Source organism: Ralstonia pickettii, from assembly GCF_000607165.1.
GTDB classification, from domain to species: Bacteria; Pseudomonadota; Gammaproteobacteria; order Burkholderiales; family Burkholderiaceae; genus Ralstonia; species Ralstonia holmesii.
In genome coordinates this window covers 22,158-37,865 of record NZ_JFZG01000034.1, presented here as the reverse complement: position 1 = coordinate 37,865, position 15,708 = coordinate 22,158, and the positions used below count along the sequence as shown (strand labels likewise).

The window sequence follows — 15,708 nt, the reverse complement described above, 5'->3', positions numbered from 1 at the left end:
TCCCCCCGCATACGCGAGACCGGAACAGAGATACAGGGCGGCAAGTGCTGGCAGATGAACTCGTTTCATGGCGTCGATAGAATTGTCGGGCGGTCCAGCCCACCATCCATATCGGCATGAGGGGAACGAACCTGTAGACACACTATCAACGTGGAGCCGTATTTCTACCCGCTGTATCCAACGCGCAAACTCACCATGGGTGTGGTGCGAGACCGAGTCCGGAAGATTTCTCACCAGGAAATCCACTTGGGAAACAGCCACGGTTACACCAAGAAGTAACCGCCCTGCACCGCCCTGTTCGGTGAGAAGTGAACATAGCCCATAGTCAGGTCGTAAGTTCCTGCCAGCGGCGGACAACAACTTTCCAATAAGTTTCTGGTGACACGCCGTCGTAGGCTCCAAACGAGAATCCGTCATTCATCTCGATGAGGGCCGTTTTGCCCGTGTCCAGGACGCCAAAATCGATCACGTACCCGGCCGGCGCGTGCCCGCCCTCCGTCAGGATGTTGATGGCTTCGCCGACCACGACCACTTCCGGATTGACCCCTCTGTCCCCACCACGATCCGCAAACCTCATCTCCAACAGCTCACCGTCGGCGACATAAACGCGCCATTCGCTGACGAAGTGGACCGGGTCGGAAATCCAGACCGGTCTGGCTTTCGACTGGCCATTGAACCGAGGGTCGTCGACAAATTCAGCGACGAATCCAGTAAAACGCTTCCATCCGTCTGCGGGCTTGATGAATAGGCTTCTGCCCGACGCCACAATATTCAAGGCGTCGCGAAGCGTGGAAAGTCGCCTCACTTGGCGATGCAGCATGTGCTCCAGGCATGATGGGTAAGGCGTATGGTTGGGTAAGTCCACACCGAGCTGCCGCAGCGCATACTTGACAAAGCGTACCGATCCTACAGCGACATACCCTTCGCCTAATCTAACTCGGCAGCGCTCAACCTGCCCGGTAGAGGCCCGCTCCACCGGAAGCCCATGCTTCATAGCTAGATCGGCCATCAGCTGTTCTTCCCGGTCTAGGGTTCCATCACCCTTTACTTGAACCAGCAGCCCTTTTGGTTCACTCACCTGCATTGCTCACCACCTTTGATTTGCTCTCCGGCTAAGCCCCTGCGGCACTTTTCATCTTCGATTCCGATACGGAACCGGCGGGGATTGGCTCCGCCTTTTTGAAAGACTTCTTGACTACCGCCGGGCAGCCAGCGACGACGGTTCTCGATTCGACGTCGCGCGTGACGACGCTTCCTGCCGCGATTACGGCATCGTCCTCGATACGGACGCCTGGCATAAGGATGGCGCCCGCACCGATCCAGACGTTCCTACCCACAACGATAGGCTTGGCCATTGCGGAGGGGTCGCGTGCGCGATCGTCGGGATCGACGTGGTGGTATGTCGTGCAGAACTTGACGCCAGGGCCGACAAACGTGCGCTCTCCGATGGACACCATGGCCCCGTTCGCAATGGTGACAGCAACGTTTAAGAACGCTTCCGGTCCAATGGATAGCAGATCTGGTCGTTCAACGTGCAGCGGTGCCCAGACCGTGCATTTCTTGTGCAAACCCGGGAAGGCTCTCTTGAGCACGCGGCCCTTCTTGTTCTTGGATGCAGCTGAGTGGTTGAAGAAGTGCAACGCCGCGCCTGGCGCGCTAGTGCCGCGTGCCAGCAGCCAAAGGTAACGCATGAAGGTAAACATCGTTCGGCGCCTTTCTATGGAGTTGTGGTGCCCTGTCTAGGGGTGGCCGATTGTAGCCGCGGCGGCAGAAATCGCTCAGGAGGCAACGGCTTGGAGTTGTCTTGTGGCGCCGCCCGCCTAGCGGCTTAGAAGCGCACGTGATCGGGCTTCACACCGTCGGCCAACATGTTCGCCTCAACATGGTTGATCAGCTTGTTTCCCCGCCACTCTTTGGGGAAGCGATAGCCAGTCTTCCGCATGATTGGAGCCGCAATGCGAGCCATTGCATGCATGAACAGGTAGTGAATTCTGATCATCGAGGTATGTCGTTGGTTGGATTCGCTTAAACGTAGAGCGAGCCTCATTCATAACGGCGGTCCGTCGTGGACGCCCGCCTCATGTGGGGTTATGCCCGTCGCATCTTCGCGATCAACACGATCAGCGCCACAACCAGTACCCCAACAAAAGCAAACTTGTGCTCACAGGCGAACAGAAAAGGCTCCGTCCCGAATCCGGTCCAATCCGAGGGGCCGCTGCCTCGGGTCGGCAGTGAGAGTGCCTGGGCAATGCCGAAGAAAACCCAGGAGATCAGCAATGGCAGTAATACGCTCTTCATTTCAATTCACTCCAAGCAAACCCCATGTCGAACAGGGACTGGACAAGAGGCCTGATGTCGTCCGCATCCCACCACGCCAGTCCCCCCTGCCACGCGCGGACCCATCTCATGTCTTGGATGACGGCAACTGCCTGACAGCCCCCGCAAGATGCGGCTTGTCAGGTCCGCAGATCCTGCTTGAGAATGGCCCATGCAGTTGCGCTCACTATTCTTCCCTATCGATGGTGGTCGTGCCGATTATTCTGAGCTGCATGCTCGGCGTCCGCAGCATCGTTGCGCCGCCGTTCCGCTTCGTCCGATTGCCTGCGAGCGCGATCAGCACGACTCTCTTTCGAACCAGGCCTGCTAAAAGTTAGCAGCCAAAACGCCAGAGCGATCCCGCCGAAGATGAGGCATTTTTGAAGGAAATCTCGCATGCTGTAGTTCTAGAACCTTGCCTGTCAGCCTTTGGAGCAGGCCGTACTTGTAATTTCCCAACCGAATTCGTTGAGAGCCGGCTTTTTGACGAGCGAGTAGCGACAGGATTGAGCATACTTGTTGGCCGAAGCAGCCCTTACGATAACGATGGCCTTATCGGCTTCGGCGGATTGAAGGGTCGACGTGAGCTTGTCGCTTGGCACACCCGTCGTAAGGCTCATGAATGTCCTTGCTGCGTCTTGCGCTGCTTCCAGCGATCCGGACGGCCCCGAACCGGGTTGCATTTGTGCGGCCACTGCTCGAGCCTGCGACACGTTCGCTGGGACTGCGTTGTCGATTACTGCTTGGCCTTGTGCGAAAGCATGCGATGCGCCGATTGCGCAAAAGAGAACTGCGGTCAGATGAAGTGCGCTTTTCTTAATCATGGTTCGTGAATTAGATTGGTATCCATGGCTGCGCGCCAACTGGCTGGCTCAGAAGTGGACGCGCACGATTTGTCGGCGATCGGAAGCGCCGGTACTCCTGACTTATTGCAGGTCGGTTCGCTCGTGCTGCAAGCACCTCGTGCACTGGTATCGCACTACTGTTACGTCGTATCGACTCTCAACCCTGGAGACTTCTTCGAATTTGTGCCCCAGAAGCAAGCAAAGGATGCGTTTCATCTCCAATTTCCATTAGGGTTCTCAGCCTTCCGCCACGCGCGCCACTCCATGTGCCTCCTGTACCTTTTGCAGATGTAGTGCCCTTTCGGGGACATCAGTAAGATCGAGAGTATCGAATACTCGCAATGCTCGGCGGGATGGCCCACCGGAAACGCTGTGTGTACGCTTATGCTGAGAGAACGCACAACACTCAGGGTAGTCATTACCGTTCTGCAGGGAGGCACCAGTGCCACAAAAGCGTGATTAGAAAAGGCACCCCGGACCCAAAGCAACAGAAATTACCCCAACCCGGCGACAACGTGATCGCGGTTCCGTACTTCAACGCTTCAATCTGCATCGAGAAGCCCCATAGGGCCCACGCAAGGAGCGCAACAACAGAGGATACGACTGCGATCGTCTTCAGCACCTGAACAGAATCTGGCTTTCTATAGCCGCGTCGATAAGCCAACTGCTCGCTCACGCATTGCAAGTCACGAGCGCGGCTCGGCATACCGAAACGTGCATCTTCCCTACCTTGGCGCATCAGGTATGTGTCACGCTCGAGAGATATCATGTCGCTTCTCGTTACAGAGGCACAGTGACTGCATTGCTCAACTTTGAGCAAGTGGCTTCGACTAATTCCGGACTCGTAACATTCGTGCCGTTAACTTGCACAGGTCTGTGAGTCTCAAGCATCCGAGTTGCGACTTTCGTGCAGTCTTTCTTACCGAGTGGCCACGTCGTAACGCCATCCTTTGTAGTCCGCACGACAGCCTCTTTCCTGACGAATGCGAGCTTGATTCCGTCATGGCAAATACTTGCGTCCGGCACCAGGATGCGGCCGTCGAAAGCGAACTGCTGGGAAGCACTAACGGGCGACTCCAGAACAGCCTTGCACTCCTTCGCTGTCAACGTCCCCAGATGGATATATGACGTGCCGCCATCGATGGAGGTGGTGATTGCCGCGTGTGCTGCCTGGCAAAAAGCCAGCATTGTGAGTAAAAGAAGCGAGGCCTTAATGGTGGAAGTCATGGGTCAACCTTCTCAATGTTGATGACATAGTCGAATGAGACGGGGCCCGCCACCTTCCGTGCTTCCGAAAGGGCACTCCCCACAGCCTGCTCAAGATCGCCGTCCTTGGAAACCGTGTAAACGTGCGAAAAAAGCTGAGCACCGCCACGCGTCACTGTCACTCTGATTTGCATAGTTACCCCCTTTCTCCCTCGAACCTACAGTGAACCAGCCGAGCTAGCTATTCCCTCGAAGCGGGGGTCTTCCGACAATCGCCGGCAGCCCACCTTGCAAATTTGTGGCGCGAATTGACTGTGCTTAGCGCTCCCGACCTTTCCGCTTGCCGCAGCTACTGGAGCGTGCCCCCCATGTCGCATGGCCGGCTCACCTTCGGTTCACTTGAAGGAGCGCGTCAGATTGATCACAAACGCCAGAATCTCGACGACCAAGAGTGCGACAGCGAACCAATCGGCCACACGATTGCCAACCTGATTCGCTACGTTATTTGCACCGACACTGCTCATTTCCATCACTCCATCGCTGGTTGCGGCCCTTTTTGGGGTAGTCCACGACAGCTGTTTCCAACCTACCTGGACAGGGCGTCTCGCCAGTTTAACGGTCAGGTTGATTCAGCTGCGGAATTGCAGACGCGACGCAGTCCACAGGCGCAAACGGGGCTACTCAACGGCGCTGCACCTAACCAGCGCTTTACCGGCATCTGTGACCGTCCAATCGTTGAGGCCGTTGCACTCTTGCTTCGCAAGCCACCCCTTTTTCGTCATGCTGGCCAGGGTGGTGCCGTTCGCCCCCAACTCGCTGGCCTGGTAAAAGTCAATCGTGCCGTGTTGGCTAGCGAACGCCAAAACCGCCTCCTGCTTGTCCGTCAGCTTTGTAGTCATTGCATTCTTCCTTAAGTCGGGCGCTAACACGCCGGCACCGCTCTCTGCGGAGTTCTGGAGCGCCCTACCTGAAATTGTCCCAGCCCGGTAGGCATTTTCTAGCCTTCGTGACGCAAATCGTGCGAATTCCTGGTTGTATGGCGTCGCACTCGTGAATGCTTTCGCCCCGTCTCTTAACGGCGCAATCGCCAGAAACTCCAATCGCTACCCTGGCGGTGCCCGGAGGGTTTCCGGTCGCGTCGTGCGATTTTTTTCGGGATTTGAGGTGACCTGCGCTTTCAGTCGACCAGCGGCAGCCTCAAACCTCCACGACGAACCCGAATCGGGGGCCACGTCCTGCAATGTCGCCGGGCCTTGGAGGCTGGACAGTAGCTTGAAGCATATTGCGGGGAGTAGCATTGAGATGAACGACCCCCGCCCTATACTGCCTTGCCAGAAGGCTATGCTCCGAACCACGCGTTCCAGGCATTGCGCAACAGGTCCCCTGCTGCACCGGCACAGAGGTCGAGGAACCAAACCCATGCCATAACGGTGCCAACCCACAAGAATAGGTTGTGGCGGCGGAGGTAGGTGAAGGCCGTCAAGGCGACGACCAGGAACAAGACAATGAACAACATGAGGCATTACTCCAGTTCGGCCCCTGCGAATGCAGGGCGCTCCATTCGTATAGGAAAGCCGAGTGGAGATAATTGGAGTACGTGCGACGCCTACTGCCCCGCCACTTACCGATAGGCTAACAACCCCCGGATGGCATCTCCGTCGGAGTACTTGTCCTTTGGCGCCGTACCAAACAAATTTGTGGCTATGAAGAGCGCAAACGCCATAACAGTTTCGGTACGAAGCAAATCGAGGTGATGGGGAATGAAGTTCCACGCAACGATTGCGGCGACGCTGGAGGCCGCGACACCACCCGCATACATCACAATCCGCTGCCGCCGTGAGATCGGCAAATACCGAAACTCCACGTAACCGCCGCATGGCAACAACCCCAATGAAACCGGAACGTGACCGTCTTGCCAGAGATGGATCGACGGGCCATAGCCCACTTGGATTCTGGAGGGCGGCACACCGTACAGCAGGCCGCAAATAACGTGGCCACTCTCATGGATGAAACTCTCGGCTACGAAGAGCACGCCGAGAGCGACGATGAAAGAGAAGATTTCGCTTACGTCCATCTCTTGCATCAGGGCTCGATACAAGAACCATCCGACGAACACCAGCGCGAAGGGAACCTCGACCAGCATGGTGCGGAGGATTCGTGCCCTTTTTTGTGAGTCCATTTTTGCGCGTACAAATTAGGTTCGATTCCGGAAGGAGTGAACCAGTGTCAGGTTTTCCACCCGTGTCTCAAACGTTGCCGACCAACATTGGCTCAAAAAGGAAATCACCCGGATCGCTTGCCTTCCAAATCAGCGTCCTGAGCACCAATTTCCGCTGCCACGAGCTCATCGCGCGTCCCCACGTCGCTTCGCCTCGCCTATACCTGAACTGTCACTGATCGAGAATTACACACTGATGCCAGCGCACGATGCCCCATATTGAGCCAATGTCGGAAATCGACCATGACCTGAAGCGAGCACTGATAGTCAATGGTCCGCACGCACACGGAGATGCCCCCCATACTTAACGCGAAGTGCCTCGGCATTCAGTGGAAAGCCAACCTCGTTTCCGATTTCGACGACGATTTCCCACAACGAAAGGGCGCCTTCTTGAGCAATGTAGTCGGCATAGTCGCTCAGCGTCCAACGCGCGACGCGTTGAGCATCGTCGTCCAACTCGAGAGCCGCCAACTGCGTGTAGCGGCCGTGGACAAATTGACCGGTAAGCAGGTCGTGCGACGCGAAGACTGGGCCGCCGGTCTGGCCTCCTATAGCGCTCGGAAGGCAGACGGCCGCGTCATATATGCCTGGTCCGTACTGCACCCACGAATGGTCAAATTTTTCTCCGTCCGGAGAAAGCACGACTCCGATCCGCAAAGACACCTCGTCCGCGTCCCCAGGCAGCTGAGCCTCCAGTTCCGAAAGCAGGACGTACAAAATTGCAGAGTACTTGTGGCAGGCGCCGGACGCTTCATGCCGAACCAGGTGGCGCAGTACTTCGACATAGACGATGACACTAGGCTGATGGTCGCCCATTTTTTCCGCTACGATCGCGACATCGCGTTCGAATTTCGGCAAGTGCAATCGCACTTTTTCTAGGTCCATAGACGATTTGAAGATCCGGTAGAAGCGCGGCCGGCATCCGACTGTAGAGTCTGCGGGTGTGAACTAGTACGTGACGTAAGCACAGATAGCAATGAGAGAATCAAATCGGTCATCTGCTTCCGGAGGTCCGCGTGTGCTTCGGTTCTCCGGCTCCCGAGGAACGCTAGCTCCCAACGCCTTGAATTGCGCTGATGGCCTGGTAGGGTCTTAAGTCTGGCGGCTGCGCCCATTGGGCATCATTCACCTGGACAGCGTTTGTGCTCGCGCTGCCGCCAGACCCGGCCTTGGCGCCAACGCTGTACGCCCCCTCAGTCGCTCACTTCACCCATCGACTTTGCAGAGTCGATATCGGCCGGTTCGAAGCACGGGACCAAGATTGCGTGGCGCGCTTTTGCGTCCGCCAGTGAATCGAACGGACCGTGAATGGCGCCATTGCGCGACAGCATGTACGCTGGCTGCCCTCGCACGTTCATGAGGGCGATCGCCCATCCACTTGGGTGTTCCCAACCATAGCCCGAAACTTGATCCCAGTTGTCCATTTCGGCCTCCGATACGTGCCGCCTGCAATCGAATTCGCATCGAGTTCACCACGGGAACCTCTAAGGAGGCCGAGGGAATACGCCGTATACTACTGTGTTTTTATACAGGGTCAACTATGCCGGCTGACGCACAAGCGGCGGTATGTGGAAGGCAGCGTACCGGCTACGCCCGGGAGCATCACGAAGCTTCCGAGCAAAAAAAAACCGCCGGCCCCCATGAACGGGAGCGCGGCGGCGCACTGATGCGTGGCGAAATGATGTCGCTTGCCTATCAATGAAGTTCTTGATGGTGTCCAGGCACTGAAGCGCCTCAAGATCCAAACTGCCGATCCGCCTTCGAAATCGCCTGTCGCACCAAGAGGTACGAATAGTCCGGATACTCGAACTCGGGGCCCGCGAGCGCGCGCAGCGCACTCGCAAACTCGGGGTTTTGGTCGTACAGGTCAGCGACTCGCTGGTAGCCATAGCCTGAGAGGATCGCACGCGCCTTGTCGCGGTCCGAGCCCCTCTGTTCACTATCAGCAAGCTCCCAGCACCAGCCAGTGCCCACACAGAACACGTCGAGGGTCCGTCCATCGACTTCAATTTGCTCCATTGAGGACTCGAAGACAGCGGCGGGCTCCTCGTGCACGTCCGTGACCCGCACTACACCGGCCGACTCATCGAAGGCCACTTCTGCTGGCATCAGCTGTGCGAGCATTCGGACCGACGCCGTCGGAAATAGCGGCTGCTGCCATCCGTTCCAGCGAACCCCGTTGGTGTACGCAGGGATGTCTTGGCCAGCGGCAAGCCATTCTCCGGTTACAGCGGTCAGCCGAAACGGTGGTACGTCCGACAGGTGCGGTTCACTGGATCCAACGGGCACGACCGTTACGGAAGTTGCACCGTCGTAGGTAGCGCGGTACATCTTGTTCGCGGGATCCTGTTCGCAAACAATGCTGGTAGCGCCACCGATCTCCTGCAGCAAATCGTCAAGATACTGGTCGCAATTAAAGTTGGTCCAGCACGTTGCTGACTCGCGCAGCACCTGCAACACCCGGTCGAACTGCTCCGGTATGCCGGCCGCCTCTGCAACAGCCTTGATCGCGTGGAACGGATTTTCAAACCAATCCGTCCACACACGCTCCTGTGGACCTTCCCCGCCATTGCCTTGCGAACTCATGAGTGCGCCATCCGGCTGACGATTCTGGGCCTGATTGTTGGTCATATGCTTGCTCCAAAGAAATTGCGAAGCAGGCACTCCCATTCGGAGTTGCGTGCCCCGCTTGGGTTACCAAAATCACCGGCAGGCCGGTGAACAGAGAAAGGCGTTCAACCCTACCCCATGGGGCTTTGCCCAAAAGTAGAGTTGCGCTTCATTGTTGAGGATGCGGAATCCGTCAGCCGTAGAACCAGACATGGCACTGATCCACGCCTATTGCCTTCAGTTCCTCGACGTTGTAGGTCTCCATCTTCGCTTTCGCTTTGATGATGGCCTCGAATTGCTTGAGCAAATCAACGACCGCTCGTCCCACGACGGTGTCCTCTTCAAGATCCGCGACCGCCGGCGCCAGCTGACACCAGATCTCCATATCGACGTGATCCCGAACGAATGGCCCCTTCCCACCGGCGATCGAGTGCTCGATTGCCTCCGTGTTGGCTCCGCTTCCAGTGGGAATCACAGCGCCTGCCGCCGTCGCATCCAATGGAACGTCGCTGATCTTCTCAACGGTTCCCGCATCAGAGCACGAGTAGTCGACGTGTTCGGCATCCGGCGCGACGAGGTTTCCTTCCTCATCCAAGACAGAGATCTCGAAATCGTCCAGGACAGCGATGCCCTGCTTGGAGTGAAAGATGTCCAGTGCAATGGCCGCCTTTTTCGCGTCAGTCAGTTCGCCTGCATCTACGGTAAAGAGCACACCGTACACACCCGCGACATCCTCGTCCTCGACAGACGAAAGGTCCGACGTAACCTGCCGCACATTGATGCGCAGCGGGTTTCCCTCGCCCAAGGAGAGGCCTTCGGGTTGCAGATTCGGAACGAGTCCGAGGATCCGCGCGTCGGCAGCCAGTCTCGCCAGGCGCGCGGACGGCGACATATACAAGCCAAGCAGACCAAGGAGCTCGCTGTACTCGTCGCCACCTGGACTGATCTCCCGGTCAGAAATCCGCTTCTCGAGAAGCAGGATATGCCGACGTGCTTCGACAAGCGACGACAGCGCCTCTTTGTAGACCCGATAGTTTGGGTCGCCTGGATTCTGGCAGGCCAGCTGGAGAGCATCGATGGCCTTTCCAATTGGCGAGTCAAACGGGACGGTACCCAGCCGTTCGTCGATGAACCGTGACAGCTCACCTAGATTGCTCGAGATCTGCAGTTCCGCCTCGAAGTGAGACGGCAGCACTTCTACGGCCGTGACCTTCGTCGGATAGAGCCCAGCTGATGACAGCTGCTGAACGAATTCCGCTTGGCTCGCTTGAACCGCTACCCAAACGATCAGGTGATCCGTTTTGCTCGAAGAGCCGTTGAAACCGGCAAGGGTCAATTCGAAAACATGCATTTGCCTACTCCTGAATGGAAACGCGGAGCAGGCAACCCCGTCTGGGGCTGCAAGCCCCGCAAGGGTTGGTGACTCACCGATGCCGGTGAAAATGAGAATCGGCGCTAACGCCGTTTTGGCTGAATTTAAGGCCCAGCTACCGTGCGAAATACCGATGAAGGGTACCACGATTTCCCAACAGGAAACTGCCGCCAGCGCTGTGTCACGGTGCCTACGCCAGGGCTTGTGCCGATTAGTTTCAGGGTGCGAGCACAACGCACAAATGAAAAACGCCCGCACCATCCTTTCTGGACAGTACGGGCGCCAGGCCGATATCGGCCTTCGCCGTTATCAACCTTCCTTCTCAACCTCGGCCAGCAAATCCTCAACCGAGTACTCCCCTCGCGCTCCGAGGTCGACAACATCCTCGACCTCCGGACTCGCGGCAAAGGCTTCCTTCTGCGCCGGCGTCATGAGGCGCCAGCACAATTGGAGGAGCCCCTGCAGGTCGCCGACCGTATGGTCGGCATCACCAGCATCGTCTCCGTGATTGTCTGCTGCTTTGCAGAGCTTATCGATGACCGAATCGTTCGCGGGCATTTCCTTGCTTCCTTGACAGAGAAAGCAGAGCAGACAACCCCGACGGAGTTGAAAGCCCCGCTGGGTAAAAAGTTCACCGCCTGGCAGTGAACGCAATTGGCGGCCGAGACCGTATCAGCTCTCGCGTGAAAACTTATCGCATTGCTGCACATAGCCGTCGCGATCTTCCCGTCCTGGCCAGTCCAACTTACAGCCACTCATCGAGCCTGGAAGGTAGTCGCAATTGGCGCATCCAGCACACATATCGTCGTCACTGATCGACTTCTTTCCGCCAGACACGGTGATCGGGCGCAGTTCTGCGTCCTCGTTTGGCATTTGCCTGCTCCTGAATTGAACTGCGGAGCCGACAACCCACACGGAGTCGAAAGCCCCGCTAGGGTTAAAAAGTCACCGCGGTGCGGCGTACAAAATTGAGGGCGGCACGACCTTAGTCTGCCTTCTTCTCAATGCTGAAGAAGCCGTCAAACTGGTACTTTGGAAACATCTGGCGCCACGCCCACAACTCTTGCTCCAGTTCCGCGCGCGACGGAACATACTCAAGCTTCCGGCCAGTTTGCGCATCCATCATCGCCCTGTAAGCCTCGGCAATTGCTACGCCGAGACCAGGACAAGCTGAAGCTGCGCCGCCAGAGGTACAAATTCGGACGCCTTCTAAGGTGCGCCCGTGCTCCGGTGCTACTTGGACGTACCAGTCGCCGTTGCCACCGGGGAAAATAACCAGCGCCCGCAGCTCGTCCTTCGGAAGATCGCGATCGTCGGTCAGGTACATTGCACGTTGGATATCAGTCACGATGCAGCTCCTATGTGATCAGATGTCCAGGCGACAAGTACCGGTTACCGGAACCGGAGAGGCCAGAGCTGTAACCAAGTGGTAGCCAGGGTTCTCATCACGCATTTTCGCGGCGAAGAAATCGATGGCCTCCGTTTGCGATCTCGCGACATAGATGCCGTGAGTTGGACGGATTTCCGTGGTGCTGCCATCCTTCAGCAGGACGCCCGACACCACAAATTGCATCGGCTGGCTCACGTACCAACCTAGGTCCGCACCCCGGCCACCGACACTTTGGGCGTGCACAGCAAACGCCGCCATGGCGCATGTCGCCGCGACCAACAACGTCTTGCAAAAGTTCTGCATGATTTTCTGCTCCGAAAAGGAATTGGCGGAGCAGGCGACCCCTACAGGAGCACGCGTGCCCCGCAAGGGTTTAGTGGCTCACCACGAATGGTGAAATTGAGTCGCGCCCAGTAGTAGAACGCGTTGGCTGGAGTTTCGGTCCAGCTGCCGAGTAAAAGCACCGTAAGGGTACCACGCCCAATTCCTGGTGGGAATCAGACGCGCCCAGCATGTTGGTCGACACAACTGCCCTGCTTGCCGCGGTGCCAGAGCGCCCGGCGCCCAAAAAAATCGCCCGCTCTGTCCAAACTGGACAGGCGGGCGTTGATTCCACTGAAATGGGACTACTTGCGCAGCGCGAGAAGCGTGCTGCGATGCTCGCCCTTCCCTTCGGATTCGAGCGATTCAAGCATCGCATTGCAGCGATCCGCCCATCGGTCCGCCTTCTCGGCCCCCATGCTGCACCGATCGGCACTGCACGGATCGGCCAACAGCGCGGCCAAATTGCCAAGCGCCAACTGTAGGATTTTTGCATCCTCGCCAGTCCACAGCACGTCTTTGCCGTGCAACTGGTTGACCAGCGCGCAGACCAGGTCATGCTGTGCACTCAAACCTACTCCCTCGATGCCCAGGCGTCGCTCGTCAACCGAGCTCGTCGAGTGCATGTATCGGACGCCGGATCCGTGCCGACTGCAGGACACGAAAAACAGGCCCTGTTTCGGGTTCGTTACGGCAAACGCGAAAGGCTCCTTGTCGTTGCCGAAAAACAGAATCCCATTGGGCTTCTCACGGTAGAACCCGCTTTGCTCTTGTCTGGCTCGGCCTTCAAAATGCACGAATCGGCGCCCATTGACGTCCAGAACAGGGGCCTCGGTCGGCCGGCGGTCGGGCATTAGGAGAGCCACTTCCTTCATGGCTTCCACCTCGGTCAGATAGAAGAGCTCGGCATTACCCCAGCCTTGTCTGCCATCCGAACCAACGAATGTCACCGACGGTGCGGTTGCGCCGACTTCCGTTCGGATGCCATGCCAGGTGATGGTTACGGGCTTGACTTCAGCGCTGACGAATACGTCGTCCCGCATGGTCTGCACAACCTCGTACAGGGTGAACGGCACTTCCTTTCCGACGAGATCTGCCGCCGTTGCACGCGTAGGAGGCGAAACTTTGATTGATTGCATATCCTGCTCCTGAATGTAGTCAGCGAAGCAGGAAGCCCTCTGCGGGACAACTTGCCCCGCGTGGGTAATGGACACACCGACTGGCGGTGTATAGGAATCGCGATCCGCGTCGGGTTCGCGTTGGCTGGAGATGGACCAGCGGCCATGGAAAACAGCGCAAGCATAACACGCGAATTTCCTGATGAGAAATTGAGGCGCAGCAGTGACGGAAACGCCTTAATCACCTGCGTTCCTTCTTCTCTCAGCTGCGTGTCGTGCTGCCAGACAAAGAAAAACCCGCCGCCTCCTATAAGGAGGCCGGCGGGCTTGTGCTGCTGGGCCGGACTTGCGTCAGCAACCAGCGTTCATGGCTTGGTCATGGCCGTCATTCGGCATCCATTCGGGAATATCCTGCACGGCGCCGAGTACAGATTGCAGCTGCGCAATCGCGATCTCGATCCGCGCACTGGCCTGCTCGCCTGACGAGCAGTCTTCCGCGCTCGAAAGTTCGGTCATCAGGAACTTCAAGACACCATCGCCACAGCGGGCCACTGAGCTCCGGAATTCCTCCTCCGATTTGCTGCAAGCCAGATATGAAAATTGACCCCTCGCATACTTCTCAAGTATCGCCCGCTGGCCTGGATTCAACCAACCCAGCGTCTCGTCAACGACGGCGGGTGGCGAAATCGCACCATAGTCGCCCTCCACCTGCGCATTCGCGTAGGTCATCAGAGCCCTGGCGGTGCCTGGATCAACGCTTGCGTCGAACGTGAGGTCGAACAGACCGGCGATATCAAGTTCGGTCGGTTTTGTTGTGGCCGCATACCGCGCGAAAATCTCAGCGTCCACAGGCTCTTCTCTCTGGAAGAACACGGCCAGCCTTGCACCAGGGCACTCCACGTGCTCGACCATCGCAACCCACAGGCGCGGCTCTTCAGCCGCTTTCGCCGGCGAACCGAGCGAAGGGTCGTCGCGAAGCGCGCGCACTACATCCGCCCATGCTTCTGCTTTGGTCGCAAAGTTGCCGGCGCTTGACTCCACACTCTGCCAGCCGGGCTGGCTCAATGTCCACCACCACCGACCAATCAGGTCTAGGCGATGTTCAGCCGTTCCTAACTGGACCTGGAACCCCGCGTCCCGCGCGGCCACAACATCGGCAGCGGTGATGCGCACTGGCGCGTCGAATGGGGGCTCAACCCAGCTAATCTGATCTGGTGTCAGGCCGTGCTTGCTGGCTGCTTCCGTCTTTCGCTGGATGGCGTGAGCTGAGGATTGATACGCCCGGGCGACCGCAACATGCTGGGCGTGAAGCACGGCGTTCGCGTCGGCTGCGATCATTTCTTCCACGCTTGCGTGGCCGAGGGCCTGTGCCTCTTCCAGTTCAGTTACTGCGTTGCTTGCTTGCATCTTCTTGCTCCATATTGGATCTGCGAAGCAAGCAACCCCATTCGGGGCTGGTTGCCCCGCGAGGGTTGGTAATGGTCACCGGTGCCGGTGAATATGAATGCCGTTAGGTCGATCGAAATCAACGTTCCGAGCTTAGGGATCAACTAGCGGCTGTTCGTCTAGGACGGCGCGGCCTGTACATCACCGCTCCCGGCCGCACTCCGTCTGGCGGGCGATCGGCTGGCCACGGAAGTTACGCCAATCGGTGCTGTTGCTGCTGCCGGCCGGAAGGATCTCCGGTGCATCCAGTGGGCCGCCGGCGTCGAGGTCGTCGGACATCTGACCGACTGGCCCATACAAATGCGACCGACCTGGCATGTTGAGACAACGCACACCTTGTCGCTGACGGTGCCCGCCGGTACAGATGGAGTTCACTGACATGTCCTGCTCCTCGCATTAGATTGCGAAGCAGGCAACCCCTTGCGGGACTGCGTGCCCCGCGTGGGTTATGTAGATCACCACATAGTGATGAATTTGAATAGCGGTGGCCCTAGGTCGAACCACCTGGCTGGATATCGGACCAGCTGCCGGTAGAGGTACCTCGCAAGGGTATCACGGATTCCTGCTGGGAAGCAGGGAGTGTTTTTAGGCAAAGAAAAAAGCCCGCCATTCCCCATTTTCAGGAGAACGACGGGCTTTGGGGCTACTGCACCAAGAGTGGTCGGGGCCTTTTCCAACTAGGAACGGCAGGCACAGGCCGGGGCAGTCGGCGTAGTTCGACGTCCCAGTACCGGCTGGTACTGCGTACCATCCCAAACTTCCAGATCCTGCTCCAGGACATCCGCCCTGGACCTCCGGGCCTCGCGCAGTGCGTCGCGGTCGTCAGACGCACCAATCATGATCCAGCCATAGCCAGACCGGCAGCG

21 protein-coding genes are annotated in these 15,708 nt (G+C 57.8%); all 21 read right to left on the bottom strand.

The genetic code is table 11. The annotated features are described in order from the left end of the window. Positions 1 to 325: 325 nt before the first annotated feature. Positions 326 to 1,084: an ATP-grasp domain-containing protein gene (locus tag BG83_RS0126265; RefSeq protein WP_024979548.1), complete on the bottom strand. Its 759-nt coding sequence runs from the start codon at positions 1,082 to 1,084 to the stop codon at positions 326 to 328. Positions 1,085 to 1,112: 28 nt separating this feature from the next. Further along, positions 1,113 to 1,703: a sugar O-acetyltransferase gene (locus tag BG83_RS0126260; protein ID WP_024979547.1), complete on the bottom strand. Its 591-nt coding sequence runs from the start codon at positions 1,701 to 1,703 to the stop codon at positions 1,113 to 1,115. A gap of 125 nt (positions 1,704 to 1,828) precedes the next feature. Further along, complete coding sequence (locus tag BG83_RS29605; protein ID WP_156669043.1) at positions 1,829 to 1,999, bottom strand: hypothetical protein; 171 nt, start codon at positions 1,997 to 1,999, stop codon at positions 1,829 to 1,831. Positions 2,000 to 2,088: 89 nt separating this feature from the next. Beyond that, entirely contained in the window at positions 2,089 to 2,298 is a 210-nt protein-coding gene (locus BG83_RS0126250) for a hypothetical protein (RefSeq protein ID WP_024979546.1), read from the bottom strand. Between the two features lie 440 nt (positions 2,299 to 2,738). Continuing rightward, positions 2,739 to 3,140 (bottom strand): hypothetical protein, encoded by a 402-nt coding sequence (locus BG83_RS30000; protein ID WP_231973491.1) that lies wholly within the window; start codon positions 3,138 to 3,140, stop codon positions 2,739 to 2,741. Positions 3,141 to 3,242: 102 nt separating this feature from the next. Continuing rightward, a complete protein-coding gene (locus tag BG83_RS30135) occupies positions 3,243 to 3,377 on the bottom strand; it encodes a DUF1660 family phage protein (protein WP_375139976.1) in 135 nt (44 codons plus the stop codon). A gap of 564 nt (positions 3,378 to 3,941) precedes the next feature. Then, positions 3,942 to 4,388, bottom strand: a complete 447-nt coding sequence (locus BG83_RS0126235; RefSeq protein WP_024979543.1) for a hypothetical protein — start codon at positions 4,386 to 4,388, stop codon at positions 3,942 to 3,944. A gap of 374 nt (positions 4,389 to 4,762) precedes the next feature. Continuing rightward, positions 4,763 to 4,891 (bottom strand): hypothetical protein, encoded by a 129-nt coding sequence (locus tag BG83_RS30075; protein ID WP_257784479.1) that lies wholly within the window; start codon positions 4,889 to 4,891, stop codon positions 4,763 to 4,765. A 153-nt stretch (positions 4,892 to 5,044) separates the two neighbouring features. Continuing rightward, positions 5,045 to 5,266, bottom strand: a complete 222-nt coding sequence (locus BG83_RS0126220; protein ID WP_024979542.1) for a hypothetical protein — start codon at positions 5,264 to 5,266, stop codon at positions 5,045 to 5,047. A 722-nt stretch (positions 5,267 to 5,988) separates the two neighbouring features. Beyond that, the gene (locus BG83_RS0126210; protein ID WP_231973493.1) at positions 5,989 to 6,510 is read right to left on the bottom strand and encodes a site-2 protease family protein; all 522 of its coding nucleotides are present in this window, start codon (positions 6,508 to 6,510) and stop codon (positions 5,989 to 5,991) included. Between the two features lie 342 nt (positions 6,511 to 6,852). Continuing rightward, a complete protein-coding gene (locus tag BG83_RS29125) occupies positions 6,853 to 7,443 on the bottom strand; it encodes a transposase (RefSeq protein WP_231973495.1) in 591 nt (196 codons plus the stop codon). A gap of 335 nt (positions 7,444 to 7,778) precedes the next feature. Continuing rightward, on the bottom strand, positions 7,779 to 8,009 hold the full coding sequence (locus BG83_RS0126200; protein ID WP_024979539.1) for a hypothetical protein: 231 nt from the start codon (positions 8,007 to 8,009) through the stop codon (positions 7,779 to 7,781). Between the two features lie 310 nt (positions 8,010 to 8,319). Continuing rightward, positions 8,320 to 9,216 (bottom strand): hypothetical protein, encoded by an 897-nt coding sequence (locus BG83_RS29995; protein ID WP_024979538.1) that lies wholly within the window; start codon positions 9,214 to 9,216, stop codon positions 8,320 to 8,322. Positions 9,217 to 9,388: 172 nt separating this feature from the next. Next, a complete protein-coding gene (locus BG83_RS29990) occupies positions 9,389 to 10,546 on the bottom strand; it encodes a hypothetical protein (RefSeq protein ID WP_024979537.1) in 1,158 nt (385 codons plus the stop codon). A 330-nt stretch (positions 10,547 to 10,876) separates the two neighbouring features. After that, positions 10,877 to 11,125: a hypothetical protein gene (locus BG83_RS29120; RefSeq protein ID WP_182557884.1), complete on the bottom strand. Its 249-nt coding sequence runs from the start codon at positions 11,123 to 11,125 to the stop codon at positions 10,877 to 10,879. Positions 11,126 to 11,239: 114 nt separating this feature from the next. Continuing rightward, positions 11,240 to 11,440, bottom strand: a complete 201-nt coding sequence (locus BG83_RS29115) for a hypothetical protein (RefSeq protein WP_080693751.1) — start codon at positions 11,438 to 11,440, stop codon at positions 11,240 to 11,242. Positions 11,441 to 11,552: 112 nt separating this feature from the next. Beyond that, positions 11,553 to 11,915 (bottom strand): hypothetical protein, encoded by a 363-nt coding sequence (locus BG83_RS0126180; protein WP_024979536.1) that lies wholly within the window; start codon positions 11,913 to 11,915, stop codon positions 11,553 to 11,555. An 18-nt stretch (positions 11,916 to 11,933) separates the two neighbouring features. Next, the gene (locus BG83_RS0126175; RefSeq protein ID WP_024979535.1) at positions 11,934 to 12,260 is read right to left on the bottom strand and encodes a hypothetical protein; all 327 of its coding nucleotides are present in this window, start codon (positions 12,258 to 12,260) and stop codon (positions 11,934 to 11,936) included. A 323-nt stretch (positions 12,261 to 12,583) separates the two neighbouring features. Next, on the bottom strand, positions 12,584 to 13,417 hold the full coding sequence (locus tag BG83_RS0126170) for a hypothetical protein (protein ID WP_024979534.1): 834 nt from the start codon (positions 13,415 to 13,417) through the stop codon (positions 12,584 to 12,586). A 330-nt stretch (positions 13,418 to 13,747) separates the two neighbouring features. Further along, positions 13,748 to 14,803 carry a hypothetical protein gene (locus BG83_RS0126165; protein ID WP_024979533.1) on the bottom strand — a complete coding sequence of 352 codons (1,056 nt, stop codon included), beginning with the start codon at positions 14,801 to 14,803 and terminating at the stop codon, positions 13,748 to 13,750. A 180-nt stretch (positions 14,804 to 14,983) separates the two neighbouring features. Beyond that, entirely contained in the window at positions 14,984 to 15,121 is a 138-nt protein-coding gene (locus BG83_RS29985; RefSeq protein WP_231973502.1) for a hypothetical protein, read from the bottom strand. Positions 15,122 to 15,708: the final 587 nt, after the last annotated feature.